The organism is Vibrio splendidus 12E03 (genome assembly GCF_000272105.2).
Classification (GTDB): domain Bacteria; phylum Pseudomonadota; class Gammaproteobacteria; order Enterobacterales; family Vibrionaceae; genus Vibrio; species Vibrio splendidus_I.
Genome location: NZ_AJZD02000234.1, coordinates 1 through 13327, shown reverse-complemented (window position 1 = coordinate 13327; position 13327 = coordinate 1). Strand labels below are relative to the sequence as shown.

The 13327-nt window shown below is 44.2% G+C and carries 11 protein-coding genes; 4 read left to right on the top strand and 7 right to left on the bottom strand.

Features of this window, described 5'->3' with window-relative positions:
• Positions 1–456: 456 nt before the first annotated feature.
• Entirely contained in the window at positions 457–1389 is a 933-nt protein-coding gene (locus A142_RS15295; protein WP_017059538.1) for a LysR family transcriptional regulator, read from the top strand.
• Between the two features lie 83 nt (positions 1390–1472).
• Here the strand turns inward: A142_RS15295 and A142_RS15290 are convergent, their stop codons facing one another.
• From A142_RS15290 to A142_RS15275, 4 genes are all read right to left on the bottom strand, one after another.
• On the bottom strand, positions 1473–3008 hold the full coding sequence (locus A142_RS15290; RefSeq protein WP_019825748.1) for a PepSY-associated TM helix domain-containing protein: 1536 nt from the start codon (positions 3006–3008) through the stop codon (positions 1473–1475).
• 110 nt (positions 3009–3118) lie between these two features.
• Positions 3119–3469, bottom strand: a complete 351-nt coding sequence (locus tag A142_RS15285) for a hypothetical protein (protein ID WP_019825747.1) — start codon at positions 3467–3469, stop codon at positions 3119–3121.
• A gap of 300 nt (positions 3470–3769) precedes the next feature.
• Positions 3770–4165, bottom strand: coding sequence for a cytochrome b562 (locus tag A142_RS15280; RefSeq protein ID WP_017059534.1), 396 nt, complete (start codon positions 4163–4165; stop codon positions 3770–3772).
• A 144-nt stretch (positions 4166–4309) separates the two neighbouring features.
• A complete protein-coding gene (locus A142_RS15275; RefSeq protein WP_017059533.1) occupies positions 4310–5056 on the bottom strand; it encodes a phosphatase in 747 nt (248 codons plus the stop codon).
• A gap of 286 nt (positions 5057–5342) precedes the next feature.
• Between A142_RS15275 and A142_RS15270 the strand changes: the two genes are divergently transcribed.
• Entirely contained in the window at positions 5343–8366 is a 3024-nt protein-coding gene (locus A142_RS15270) for an HD domain-containing phosphohydrolase (protein WP_019825745.1), read from the top strand.
• A 42-nt stretch (positions 8367–8408) separates the two neighbouring features.
• Here the strand turns inward: A142_RS15270 and A142_RS15265 are convergent, their stop codons facing one another.
• On the bottom strand, positions 8409–9437 hold the full coding sequence (locus tag A142_RS15265; RefSeq protein WP_019825743.1) for a DMT family transporter: 1029 nt from the start codon (positions 9435–9437) through the stop codon (positions 8409–8411).
• A 91-nt stretch (positions 9438–9528) separates the two neighbouring features.
• On the opposite strand from A142_RS15265, the gene A142_RS15260 reads away from it, so the two are divergent.
• Together A142_RS15260 and A142_RS15255 are read left to right on the top strand one after the other, a co-directional pair.
• The gene (locus A142_RS15260; RefSeq protein ID WP_019825741.1) at positions 9529–10455 is read left to right on the top strand and encodes a LysR substrate-binding domain-containing protein; all 927 of its coding nucleotides are present in this window, start codon (positions 9529–9531) and stop codon (positions 10453–10455) included.
• Positions 10456–10526: 71 nt separating this feature from the next.
• Entirely contained in the window at positions 10527–10847 is a 321-nt protein-coding gene (locus A142_RS15255; RefSeq protein ID WP_019825739.1) for a heavy metal-binding domain-containing protein, read from the top strand.
• A 149-nt stretch (positions 10848–10996) separates the two neighbouring features.
• Here A142_RS15255 and A142_RS15250 read toward each other — a convergent pair whose 3' ends face one another.
• Complete coding sequence (locus A142_RS15250; protein WP_019825737.1) at positions 10997–12253, bottom strand: peptidoglycan DD-metalloendopeptidase family protein; 1257 nt, start codon at positions 12251–12253, stop codon at positions 10997–10999.
• Between the two features lie 161 nt (positions 12254–12414).
• Positions 12415–13254, bottom strand: a complete 840-nt coding sequence (locus A142_RS15245; RefSeq protein WP_019825735.1) for a tetratricopeptide repeat protein — start codon at positions 13252–13254, stop codon at positions 12415–12417.
• Between the last annotated feature and the right edge of the window lie 73 nt (positions 13255–13327).

Below are 13327 nucleotides of genomic sequence, written 5' to 3'. Positions count from 1 at the left end.
GCCGCATTATGTAGGGGATGTAAACGATTTCAATTCGATCATTTACACTGTAAAACTTATACCCCTATTCTAGTTGAACATCCCCTTCTCGATTATCCCTTTAGTTGGAAAAACATTAATGAATCACAGGCACGAATAATGGTTCATCCCAGTGACACAGGGCACATAAACGCGTCTTACCTGCTCTTTTTAACGTCAAGTCCTCTTCCGTTTGTGTCTAATTTCACTTTCATATCAGATCTCTATTTTTCATCTCAGAACGATATGGTGATGATTCTCCGCTTCCCTCAGAATGCGCATTAGCAACGCCGCTATACAGATAAGCTTCAAACACATCAATCTATCAAGCAATCAAGCAATCACGCTAAGCAATTGATGAAATTGATTCACAAATCAGAAGAGATCAATCACAATCAAGGTTATGGTCACTGTTGAAATTAGTCTAACTGGATACTTATGATTAATCCCAAACTCATCGCCTTACTTCCTGATCTCGCCTCGTTCATCTTAGTGGTAAATGAAGGGAGTTTTACTGCGGCAGCAAAACAGCTAGGGGTGACACCTTCAGCGCTCAGTAAGCTAATCACACGCTTAGAAAAAGCACTCTCAGTGAAGCTATTTGAACGTACGACTCGTACATTGATCATCACTCAAGCTGGCCAACTGGTTTACGACCAGAGCGTTGTCATGATTAACGCTGCACAGCAAGCGGTTGAGTTGTCGACCTCTGATCACACAGAACCAGCAGGCTCCATAACGGTAGCGGCGCCTGAAGCTTTCTTAAACTCAGTGCTACAGCCTTTTGTTGTTCCATTTTTAAATCAGTATCCAGAGATCCAACTCAAGTTGAGAGCGGCCGATGGCGACATCGATATTTTACGTCAGGGCATCGACATCGCTTTCCGCCTTACCGATAAACCCGACGAAAGCTTAGTATTGAAAGAGTTAGGAAAAACAAACCTCGTGTTATGTGCAAGCCCTGACTATTTAGATGCCAAAGGTATTCCTCACCACCCTACCGAGCTGTCTGAACACGACTGTTTGTATCTTGCTGAGACAGACAAAGACCACATTTGGGACTTTCTTAAAGATGATGAATTTCACACGGTACCCGTCAGTGGGCGTTACGCGGTTAACCACTCGCAGATGCGATTGAAAGGCGTTAAAGAAGGGCTTGGCGTGGGTATTTTCCATGACTTCGTGATTCAAGATGCATTAGCTGAAGGTTCTGTAGTGCAAGTATTGGAAGATTGGACCATCAAGAGTAACTACCATGGCGCTATCGCGATGCAGTTTGCTCAAACCAAGTACATGCCTGCTCGCCTACGTGTATTCATTGATTACGCGATGGAGCACTTAGGTGACAAACTGGCAGGAGAAATAAACTGATACTGAAAGAAGTACATAACGCTGCAAGCATTGTGTGAATGATACAGATCCTCTCAAACTGAGAGGATCTGTTTAGATATTGATTAGCTTAACACCATCTTCAGTTTCTCAACGCGTGAAAACAGTAACCAATCCAATAGCATTGCAGTCACAATCGTTGCACCCGCGAGTGGAAACAGTACCGAAATAACAACCACAGTCACTAAACCCGCTTTCCATAAGCCTGCATCACCAAATTTCGGTGGAGTTCCCAACTTTCTTTGGCCTGAAGGTCTGCGCATCCACCACATTACTCCACCAGTCACTGACACCAAAATGAATGCCAAACAGAACAACGCATTTAGAAGCTTGTTGATGATGCTGATGTCACCTTGGTGCAGAGAAATACCGACGGCTAAGGTTTTGGCGAATAAATTGTAATCTTGCCACGTCACCTCTCCTAGGATGCGCCCTGAATATTGGTCGAGGTGAGTCGTGCGATCTTGGGTTGGATCGATAATGTCACCGCCCATGGTATTTGCAGCCACGGTGTAAACGCCCGTTTCTGAGCGCGGGAAATTGACTTTATATTGCGTAAAACCAAGAGCTTGAGCTTTTTCTATCACATCATCAATCGAGAAATTACTCGCAGATAATACATGCTGAGAATGATCTTCACCCATCTTAGAGTGATCATGAGGTTCCGTCGCCCTTTCCACATGATGAACGTGTTCTGCTGGCTTATCTTGAGACAAAGGCAGCGGTGTTTGCTCCAAGTTCCAAGGGAGCTCTTCTTCTGAGCCATGGTTGAGGGAAGCATGCGTCTTATCAGACAATGGAATATCGTCCCACATTTGAGCAGGGAAAGTGCTCCATGCTTGAACAAGCTTACCGCCCCAAAAACCTGTCCATGCCAATCCAGACAGAATAAACAACAACAGAATAAGCGATAACGTACCACCAATATTCGCATGCAGATCACGCATTAAAATACGCGTTCCTGAACCAAATCGAAGCTTAAGAAAACCAGCGCGGCTCGCGTTATCTCTCGGTAACCATAAGTAAATACCACTGATGAGCAACAGAATAGACAAGCTTATTGCGACTTCAATTAGATAATCACCCCAATCACCAATCAACAAAGTGCCGTGAATGTCATTCGCGAGTTGGTACAGGCTGTCGCTACGCGGAATCTCTCCGACCACTTCGCCCGTATATTGATTTACCGTGGCGAAGACCGATGTGCCGTCTACAAGTGCTACCGAAAAGCGGTTAGCCAGATCAGGAGCTTTGCTCGGAACAAACTGGGTAACCGAACCTTGTGGGTATTGAAGTTGTACTGCAGCTAACTGTTGTGACACTTTAATCGGCTCGCCCGATGCAACAATCTCTAGGGCTTCGTGGTGGAAAGTCAATTCGATTTCATCATCAAACAGCATCACCAAACCTGTAATGCTCAGCATTAACATAAACGGGATAACAAATAGCCCAGCATAGAAGTGCCAGCGCCATGAGAGGAAGTAGAGAGTTTTATTGTGGTCTTTGCTTTTTATACTGGTTTTCGAACCGGTTGTTGCACTGCTTTTAGACTGCGAAGTTACTTGTGCTTTCGCAGGGGTTTGAGATTCATTTCTCAACATTATTATTTCCTTTGACACACGCAAACATACCTTCTGAAAAATCAGAAAGTAATCTGAGCATGTTTAACTTTACTTAATACTTTATTTTTAATTATTTTAGTGGGTTAGGTTTAAGCAATATCAAAGGGAGGGCCGCGTGGGGCTTGCCTCGTGTAGCGTTCGCTTAGAGCCAAAAAAGCGTAGCTGTCGGAGACAATAGAACTCAGTCGAGTTGTCAGTAGTGTAGTGGGGAGTTCATCTTGGTGAAACGTGGAAAAATGGCTAAACGGACACGGCTTTCCTTTGTGAGTATTAGGTTCACCTTCTTCGATTTGAACCAATTCAAAGCCATTGACCGTACATAACGACGCCCATACTCCCGCACTATTACCATGAGCATTGATAACAGGCATTAATGTCACTAGCGCCCAGCTTAATGCTGTTGCAAGTAACATGGAGAAGTTGAACGAGGTTCGGCGCATTATTCCAAGTCTTTATAAATTTCCCTTATTATGAGCGACTTGGAATCTAGGTAAACGTAAAGATTAACAGCAAGTTAAAAAATTGAAGCTAACGCACACTCTTTTTCGTTAAATACTGGTTACAACACTAAAGCTAAGAAATTATTATTCAACACTTTGCATAAGGCTTTCAATAAAAGAGACAATAAAAAACGCCGCCTTACACCGTCCTCGAAAGAGGGGAATGTAAGGCGGCGTTTTAGAAATCGAATCTTGAGATTTGCTCTTTGTTACCTATCTAGCAAACTCATGATTAACAAATTAACCGAAGATCTTGCTCCAGATGCTTGGGTTACGCTTCTCATGGTACTCTTCACGAAGGCCGTCAATAGTACGAAGTTCTTGCTGTGCCGATGCTAAGTCACCTTGGTCTAGCTTCTGTTCAATGCTATCCAGTGATGCACTGATCTTTTTGAAGCCTTCCATGAAGTTGTCTTCTTTCTCGACTGGGTAAACACCCGTTTTCAGCTCTGCCACTAGCGTATCTAAACGAACAATAGGCTTTTGCATCTCTTCAATACTTTGAGCTTCTGCCGCTTGTTTGAACGCAAGCTTCATTTCTTGCATGTTTTTCTTAAGGTCTACATTGGCAAATGCGTTACCAGACAATACTGACGCAGCAATTAAGCCAGATAAAAGGATTGAGCGAGTTTTCATTGTTTCTCCAAGTGAAGCAGTGTCTTTGAAGTTAGAGCCATCATTACTGTGGCACTTCGACTTTATTATTTTCGGCTAGTGTATACAAAAATCTGTCAGGCACAAAAATTGATTGTGTCGAAATGCAAACCCGCCGACATTCTCTTAAACAAGATCTGAATATTCTGGGATTTCATTACGACCACGCAAGGCTAAAAAGGCTAGGAATTGCTTTGGCGAATGGGTAATCACTTTACTCGAATCTACGCCCACTTCATCTAACAATGCTGCGACTAAGTCTAAGCCACCGACATCTAAACAGAAATGCGCATCGCTGCCTGTTGTAATAAATGCACCTTTTGCTTTCGCTATTCTTGCAATCTCATAGCAGCGGTCAACACTGCCAACTCGGCTATTGCCTTTGAGTGTGGTGTTGTTGATTTCAATCGCCACGTTGTTCTCAACCGCACATTGAATGACGGCTTCGAAATCGAAATCAAAATTTGGGTTTCCTAAGTGACCAAGTGCATCAATTCGACCACCTTTAATCACATTCAACAATGCTTCTGTATGGGTAGCGACATCCGATGGGCGAAATACTGGCTCATGAAAACTCGCGATCACCCAATCCAAGTTCTTATCCACACTCGGATGAATGTCAATTTCACCCTGTGTGTTCATGATGTTTGACTCAACACCTCGAATAATTGCGACATCTTCAATAAAACGAGGGAGCACACGCTGATTGCTGAAGAACCAATAGTGTGGCGCGCCCGGCATTGATTCTGAATGATCAGTAGTACAAAACATGGCTAAACCGTTTTGCTTCGCCGATTTCGCGTTTTCGATCAGCGTGCTGTAAGCATGACCACTTGCGTATGTATGGGTGTGAGTATCTACTTTGAGTTCCATGAAACAATGCCCTCTAACTTGGTCTCTAAACGTTTTTCAAAAAGGTATCCCTGAGCCGCTTTCTGAAAAGGAGTGCCTCTGGCAACAATTTAACCAGTTTATCAGTTGAAAGTGACAATTAGCACCAAAACGTAAGGCTTAATTATTACTTCGTTTGCTCCGCAGGATAGAATTGATAGACCGCCTCTCCCACACGTATTCCATGCAAACTCGGTAATTGCGCCAATTTTTTGCAACCTACACAAGTTCGTCAATACTTAAACCAGTTCACAAGTCGGAGTGTTTGATGAGAAGAAGACGATATCCGCTGAGTATCCACATCACTAGCCTTTTCCTAATTTTGACAACACTTGTCGGTGCGGTATTGATTTCGATAAGTTATCGGCACTCTCAAGAGTTGCTGTTAGGTACAGTGCGCGAGATCAGTAATGAGCATCGCGACAAGCTGGAATCAGTATTTAAACAAGCCATTGCCCCTGTTATCACAACCTTAAATGTGATGGCGGTGAGCCCGTTTGTTGCTCATCAAACTTCCGCTGTCGAAAAAGACTCTTGGCTTGCTTCGGTCGATATCATCTTCAAACAAAACACCAATTTGGTCGCTCTATTTTATGGTTCTGAAGATGGTGACTTTAGAATCTTTCGTCCATTAAGCACCAATAAACAGAGAGCCGAAAACAGCGCCCCCGCTAAAGCGACCATGATGGTCAGCAGCACCAATCTAGACGGTGAAAACTTTATTACCTACCTTGATGGCGCACATCAAGTGATCAGTACTCGACAAGCAGAGAGTAAGTTCAACCCCACAACTCGACCTTGGTTTCGTAACGCAAAGCCTGACGGCTCAATACAACTCTCTGAGCCCTATCTATTCTATTTCCTGCAAACCAATGGCATTACACTCTCTAGGCGTTCTGCCGATGGCAAACATGTGGTTGGTGCCGATTTTACGTTGAGTTCGCTCTCTTCTCAGATCAGTGAATTAGCTTATTCTCCGCAAACCCGACTCGCCTTGTTCGATCAACATTTTAATCTTCTCGGCCAGCATCAACTTGAGCTATCAGTCCCCAAGCTTGCCTCCCAGTCTGATGACACAAGTAAAACTGAGCAAACGAACAACCAAACGACGGGGAAACTCTCTGGTAGTGAGCAAGACCAAAGCTTCTTTAATGTGCCCAAACGTGAACAGATGGAAGCATTGAAAGCGTCCGTCATAGCGCCGCTTATCTCAGATGAAGAGAAGTTTAACCTCAATCTAAAAAACGTTGAGTACAACTTAAACACTTGGGCATTAACGCTAACGCCTGTTGAGCTCACTCAGAATGTCACTTTATATTTGGCAGAGGCTACGCCACACAATGAGTTGCTCTCTGATCTTATCTCGATGCGTGACAAGCAAGTCGCCGTCGCGATTGGGATGTTATTCATCTGCTTCGCTATCGTATGGTTTGTTGCTAATAGACTGTCTCAGCCACTCAATACGCTGATGCAACTCACCGACAACATCGCACGATTTGACTTCAGGCGAACTCATTATCCCAAAAGCATGATTCAAGAAGTGGCTAACCTCGCCCACTCAATTGAGCTGATGGAACACACACTTCATGATCTTATTACGCTACTTCGCGACACGGCAGGTAATCAGGAATTTTCGATCTTAGCCAAGAATATTGCTCATCAAAGCTATTTAATTACCAAAGCAGAAACCATCGTCCTCTTCACTCAATCAAAAGAGAAAGACGTGTTTGATACGGCAGCTAACCTTGCCATTCTGCCTTTTAAAGCCGACATCAATGACTTCATCAAACATACCCCTTGGTTGCTGTGTCAGCTTAAATCTGGTGAGACGATCCATTTGAACCGAGAAGACAATGTTCTCAACTATTATCAGGATTCGATCTTCAATTCAGACCTGTACCTGTTTCCACTGTTAAACAGAGAAAAGTTGTTGGTAGGGATTGTGGCAATTGGCTATGAAAGACCGATCACCAAGATGCAAGCCGATAAGCACGCCTTTTTACGAGAGCTGCTCAGCTTTGCGGAAATAGCCAAAGATAACATAGACCAAATGCAGCAACAGAAAGACATGCTTAATGCCTTTATCGAGTTGATTGCATCAGCGATTGATACCAAATCACCTTACACGGGCGGGCACTGCCAACGCGTGCCTGAACTGACCAAATGGCTGACTCAAGCAACCATTGATGATGACCGTTATTACCCGCAATTCTCATTGGATAGTAAACAGTGGGAAGAGTTAATGCTCGCCGCTTGGCTTCATGACTGCGGCAAGGTAACCACACCTGAGTATGTCGTAGACAAAGCGACAAAACTTGAAACCATTTACGACCGAATCCACGAAGTGCGAATGCGTTTCGAATTGTTAAAACAACAGGCTGAAACCGACTACTGGAAAGCCATAGCGAACGGAGCGCTTCAAGAGGATCAGCTTAAGATCCTCGAACAAAGCTTGTCAGAATTGGGTGAAGAATTTGCCTTTGTTGCTGAGTGCAACCTTGGTGGAGAGTCGATGACGGACGAACAACTAGAACGCTTAGACCGAATAGCCAAGCGCCAATGGAAACGCACACTCGACGATCAGCTAGGGTTATCTTGGTCTGAAAAAGAGAGATTCAATGCACAACAAGACACGACAGAAAAGAGTGAAGCTGAGCCAGCAAGAAAAAACCAAAGACTACCGGTGATGGAACCGCTACTTGCCGATAAGCCTGAGCATAAAATACCGTGGGACAATGGCTTTAGCCCTGCTGATGTATGGCAAGAAGCGTTTGTGCTTAAGCCAGGAGAGGTCAAATACAACCAAGGTGAACTGCACAACTTGAAAGTTCGTCGTGGCACGTTAAACGATGAAGAACGTTTCATGATCAACGATCATATTATTCAAACCTTCACCATGCTTAACAAACTGCCTTATCCGTCTTACCTCCAGAATATTCCGGATATCGCCAGCGGACACCACGAGCGTATCGATGGTAAGGGCTACCCAAGAGGCTTAAGCGAAGACCAATTACCTCTGTCGTCCAGAGCAATGGCAATTGCAGATGTCTTTGAAGCGCTCACCTCTAGTGATCGCCCTTATAAAAAAGGCAAACTCTTAAGCGAATCACTCAACATCATGACCGACATGGCCACCAGCGGTCATATCGATCCCAAGTTGTATTTATTGTTTTTGGAAAACAAAATCTACGACAAATACGCTGAGCGATTCCTAGAAATGAACCAACGCTGCGAGATTGACCCGCACGAACACATCGACCGAGTAAAAGAGTACATACGCTCATTGTTTTAAGTTTTAAGCTAGCCATTCAGAGGATAAGCCATAGCTCAATGGTTAGCTTTTAGCTGCCGATTCCAATACCGCAACGTCCACTACAGTCGCTACAGCCACTGTGGTGTGCGGTTTTTGTTTGGCTTTCGCCTTGCTGTGTCTTTTTGCCAGCAATGTATTGGTGATGCTCGCCACGACAATTAAGTTAATGCCAATCATCTGCTGAGTAGAAAACACATCATCAAAGAACAAGCCCTGCCAAAGCGCGCTAAACAGCATATTAGTGAAAATCAGAGGTGCCACCTGGGAGCCACTGTCTGCCAGCTTATACGCCTTGGAACGGAAGATTTGGGTATTGATGGTAAACAGTGCGAGTCCAAATGCACCAAGTCCAATCCAACGCAAGCCATCAAACGACAGCAAAGTCGTTAAAGCTCCATACACACTGTCCCCCTTAAGTATATCTGGTACAGCAGAAACAGAAGTAAACACGAGCATAGGTATAACGAGTATTGCTGCGACTAAAAAGGTCCATGCGTTAAGCTCTGCTGGTGTCAGGCTGGTTTTAGACGCTCGGTACAAACTCACTTGCGAGCCTGAATTAAATACCCCCGCGAGAAGTCCAAGCAGAAGCGCAGGTCTAAATAACTCCGAACCCAACTCAAACTGCGACCAATCCCCTGCCATCAACACTACGCCAACAAAGGTTATCGCTAAACAAACGATGGTCATTGTATGAATCTTAGTTCCGAATATTAATTTTTCTAACAATGGAATAAACAAAGGCCCTGTACTGAATAACACCACGCCTTCAACCAAAGTTAAGGTTTGTAATGACGTGAGGAAACACCACTGACACGCCACCATAAAGATTGCACGCATCACCAAAGGCTTCCACATATCGCCCGATGGTTTGGTCACTTTGTAAAACATCAAGAATAAGAATAAGAACAGACTGGGTAACAAAAAACGCACAAAACTTAGTAACGAGATTGGCATCACTTCAGATAGATACTTGGCCATCAAGCCACTCAAAGACAAACTGAACGTCGACAACAACATGAAAGTCGTCGCCTTGGTAATATCAGACATAATTATCACCTCCTATGGCACCTATTTTAGAAGCGTGACGTGATGAAAAATAGCGAGTAATATTAACTATAACTGTAAGGAAAACTTACCAATGAAGAAACTCGTTCCGCTTAAATCCGTTTATGCTTTCATTGCTGTTGCTGAAACCGGCAGCATGACCGACGCTGCTCGAGTGTTGTTTGTCAGTCATTCTGCAGTAAGCCAAGCCATCAAATCACTAGAGCAACTGGTTAATAAACCACTATTTCAGCGAGTAGGTCGTCGTGTTGTTCTTAATGCCGCCGGTAAGCGATATTATCGAAAGGTCGCGCCAGCACTGGAACAAGTAATAGAAGCCACAGAAGAATTGGCAAAAACGCCTAACGATCACCGTATCACGCTCAACATGGTGAACTCACTCGCGATGCACTGGTGGATTCCCCGTGTCCCCGATTTCCAAGCTTTTGCTCCCTCACTCGATATTCGTATTTCCACCTTAACTGGCCCTTTTGATATCGAGCAGGAAGGCGTGGATATTGCCCTTGTGCACGGCAAACCGAATGAATGGGATCAGTATTACAGCGAAAAGCTCGGCGATGATGATTTGGTTTCAGTCTGCAGCCCTGCACTATTGAAAAACCAAATTGGATTAAGCGTTGAACAACTCGTGAAACAAAACCCGACCATTGGTGTCTTTAATCCTAGGCGAAAGCATGACTGGCAAGTGTGGTGCGATCATTACCAAATCCCTATGCCCACCTTCCACAGTAACTTAACGTTCGATGTTTCTATTCAAGCCGTGCAAGGTGCTATTCGGTCACTTGGTGTATTAGTCACTCACCGCTTGTTTGTGAAAGATGACATTAGCCACGGCATGCTGGTAGAGCTAGGCGATCCAGTGGCTAATCCACACCAAGATTTCTATTTTGTTTGCCCAAAAAACAAATTAAGACAAGAAAGTGTGCTAAAACTGAGAACATGGTTAAGACATGAATTCACACGCTCAGAGACAATAATCAGCGGTGATATTCAAGAATAAAACTGCTCCCCCCTAAATACAGCTAGCCGTTATTCAGCTAGTTACAACGCATCTAACTTACAGAGGCCAATATGATTATTACCACCACACAATCAGTCGAAGGCAAACGCATTATCGATTACAAAGGGGTTATTGCCGGAGAAGCTATTCTCGGGGTGAACGTATTCAAAGATATGTTTTCAGGAATTCGTGACTTTGTGGGTGGACGTTCTGGCACCTACGAGAAAGAACTGGAAAAAGCACGTAACTACGCGTTCAAAGAGTTAGAACAGAAAGCGATTGAAGCGGGTGCCAACGCGGTGGTAGGCGTAGATATTGATTACGAAGTCTTGGGAACAGGTAATGGCATGTTGATGGTCTCTGCTAGTGGCACGGCAGTGGTGGTTGCTTAATCAGTGGCAAACCTATCGCTCAACAGCTCTATCCATCGAATAACGGATTCAGTCGCTTAATCGTGTGATTCTTTAAAAAAACGCCCCTTAGCTAAATCGCTAACTAAGGGGCGTGATTGTATGCGTTGCCAAGTTAGATATGAATATCTCTAACTCGCGCGATCTGTGGGCTCAGAGAGCATGGCATCAAAAGAGGCAATTCGAGCCAAAAACTCTTTTCTATCTTTAGGCATAATTGAGCTTGCCATTGGTAAGTTCGCCTTCATCGCATCGACGGCGCGACCACGAACCAATACCTCAAAGTGCAAGTGCGGGCCAGTAATACGACCAGTAGCACCCGATAGCGCAATTTTCTGACCTCGCTTAATTTGCTGACCTTTCTTAACTAAGAAGCGGCTCAAGTGAAGATAACGCGTCGTATATACGCTGTTGTGTTCAATCACCAAATATTTACCAGCATACGGGTGGTCACGAAGTGCCACCACTCGACCATCACCAGTTGAGTAGATAGGTGAACCAACAGGTGTCGCAAAGTCGGTACCATTGTGCGGTGAGATTCGCCCAGTTACTGGGTGTCTTCGTGTCGGATTGAACGAAGAAGTGATTCTTCGGAATTTTCTGTCGACTGGGTATCTATCAAAGGCTTGCTCTAGACTATTTCCCTCTCTGTCATAAAAAAGACCATCGGGTGCTAGAAAAGCTGCGACTTCTCGGTTTCTTAATTGAATTGAGATACCTTGAATTTCTGTTTTACCCGTTAGGTGATCATCCGTGTACTGCTCTTTGACCAATACATTAAAGCTGTCACCGGCTCTCAGCTCACGAGCGAAGTTGACTTTGTCTTTTAGTGTGCGGGTAATATTGGCTATTTGAGCTGTCGTCAGCCCTGCTTTGTATGCCGATGTTGAAAAGCTACTGTGAACACTACCCGCATAGAGTTTTTCTTTCCATTCGCCAGGCATTTCATGGAATTGGTAATTAAAGCTTCCATCATCATTTTTAGTGAAGACAGCTTTCTCTACGAGACTTTCATGGAAAATCAGCTCTACGAGTTGTTTAGAGTCGCTATCCAAAAGCAACTCTAGATGATCGCCAGGCTTTATTGTATCGAGCTTCAAAGACTCAAGATCCGCTTCCATCACCTTTTGAACGGTTCCATAAGGCAGTTGCCATGACGAAAAGATGTTGCTTAGCGTATCGCCAACTTTCACAAAATAATGGACCTTAACCAAAGAGCTGGGAGTCGCTTGCGAGTCGATGACTCCCTCATCATTAAGTTGAGAACCTTGGTAAGGTGTTATTTTGATAGAGATTTCCGGTGCTGGTTTGGAGTGGAAAGAGAGCAAAGCAGCAAGGGAAAATGCGCTGATCGCAGTAACGATCAGACCAATACGGAGGAACTTCATAAAATACTTAGCGGTTATAACGAGGAACTTAGAAAGTGTTATAACATAACAATTAAATCAAAAAAATAAATGAAATGTAAGAAACCATAGCGCGATAGGTGTGAAAGTATGGTGAGCATGCAAAGCCCACCACCTTAGTTAACACGGATCTTTACCTCATATTACTCTTCACGAAGTACTTCGAAGCGTTCTAAGCCTCGCAGCATCTCAAAGTCAGGTTCATCAGCCAATAGCTCTCGCATTGAACCACTGGCTTCGATAGAGCGCTCTAAGTCATCGATCGCTTGGCCTTCAGCTCCTAACCTTGCGTAAGAGCAAGCACGCTGATACAAGGCGTGAGCGTTTTGGTCGTCCACTTCTAACACGCGATTACATAAGCTCATCGCCCAGTGGTATTCCTGCATATCCATTGCTGCATCGGCTTTGTAAGTTAGTGCTTCCAAATCACCCGGGCGGACTTTTAAGATCTCATCGTAGATTTCAATTTTTTGCTCGGCAGTTTGAACATTCTGAGCCCTCAACCACAAGTTGTGAATCTCATTGATGATTTCGATTTCTCGGTTGTTCTCTGAGATGATTCGAGTCTTGCGCTTAAGATCCCTTTCAAGAAGGTTAAACTTCTTCTCATAGTCTTGGGCAATGTCGTTGAGTCGTCGATCTGCCATCTCTTTAGTGGTGTGTTTCAACTCTTTGAGCGATTGCCAACCCACCAGTGCAATTAGGGAGGCAACACCGGCAATAATGTAGAAGAAGTAGGTTACGGTTACATTGGCGTAATTCAGAGACTTGTCTGCCACAGTCAGTTCCCGGTCAGTCATCTGAATGGTCAAGCGTCTTTCAAGATCCTGCTGTTCCATTCGAAGCTGCTTCAACTCATCCAAGATATAGCGTTCCATCAGCGGTCTATCCAAATACTCTTGTTCCGAGTACTTAACATCTTCGCTTGCAAGACTCATTGTGCTGAACACCGAGATAACTGCAACCAATAAGATTCGAAGCATTATACATTCCTTATATATTTATCTTTAGACTAACTGTATCTCGTAATAAGCATACAAGCTAGGAAGTCGACAA

What these genes read in the sequence shown, in the direction of transcription:
- A142_RS15295 (WP_017059538.1), top strand. Translation starts at nt 457, where the DNA reads ATGATTAATCCCAAACTCATCGCCTTACTTCCTGATCTCGCCTCGTTC.
- A142_RS15290 (WP_019825748.1), bottom strand. Translation starts at nt 3,008, where the DNA reads ATGTTGAGAAATGAATCTCAAACCCCTGCGAAAGCACAAGTAACTTCG.
- A142_RS15285 (WP_019825747.1), bottom strand. Translation starts at nt 3,469, where the DNA reads ATGCGCCGAACCTCGTTCAACTTCTCCATGTTACTTGCAACAGCATTA.
- A142_RS15280 (WP_017059534.1), bottom strand. Translation starts at nt 4,165, where the DNA reads ATGAAAACTCGCTCAATCCTTTTATCTGGCTTAATTGCTGCGTCAGTA.
- A142_RS15275 (WP_017059533.1), bottom strand. Translation starts at nt 5,056, where the DNA reads ATGGAACTCAAAGTAGATACTCACACCCATACATACGCAAGTGGTCAT.
- A142_RS15270 (WP_019825745.1), top strand. Translation starts at nt 5,343, where the DNA reads ATGAGAAGAAGACGATATCCGCTGAGTATCCACATCACTAGCCTTTTC.
- A142_RS15265 (WP_019825743.1), bottom strand. Translation starts at nt 9,437, where the DNA reads ATGTCTGATATTACCAAGGCGACGACTTTCATGTTGTTGTCGACGTTC.
- A142_RS15260 (WP_019825741.1), top strand. Translation starts at nt 9,529, where the DNA reads ATGAAGAAACTCGTTCCGCTTAAATCCGTTTATGCTTTCATTGCTGTT.
- A142_RS15255 (WP_019825739.1), top strand. Translation starts at nt 10,527, where the DNA reads ATGATTATTACCACCACACAATCAGTCGAAGGCAAACGCATTATCGAT.
- A142_RS15250 (WP_019825737.1), bottom strand. Translation starts at nt 12,253, where the DNA reads ATGAAGTTCCTCCGTATTGGTCTGATCGTTACTGCGATCAGCGCATTT.
- A142_RS15245 (WP_019825735.1), bottom strand. Translation starts at nt 13,254, where the DNA reads ATGCTTCGAATCTTATTGGTTGCAGTTATCTCGGTGTTCAGCACAATG.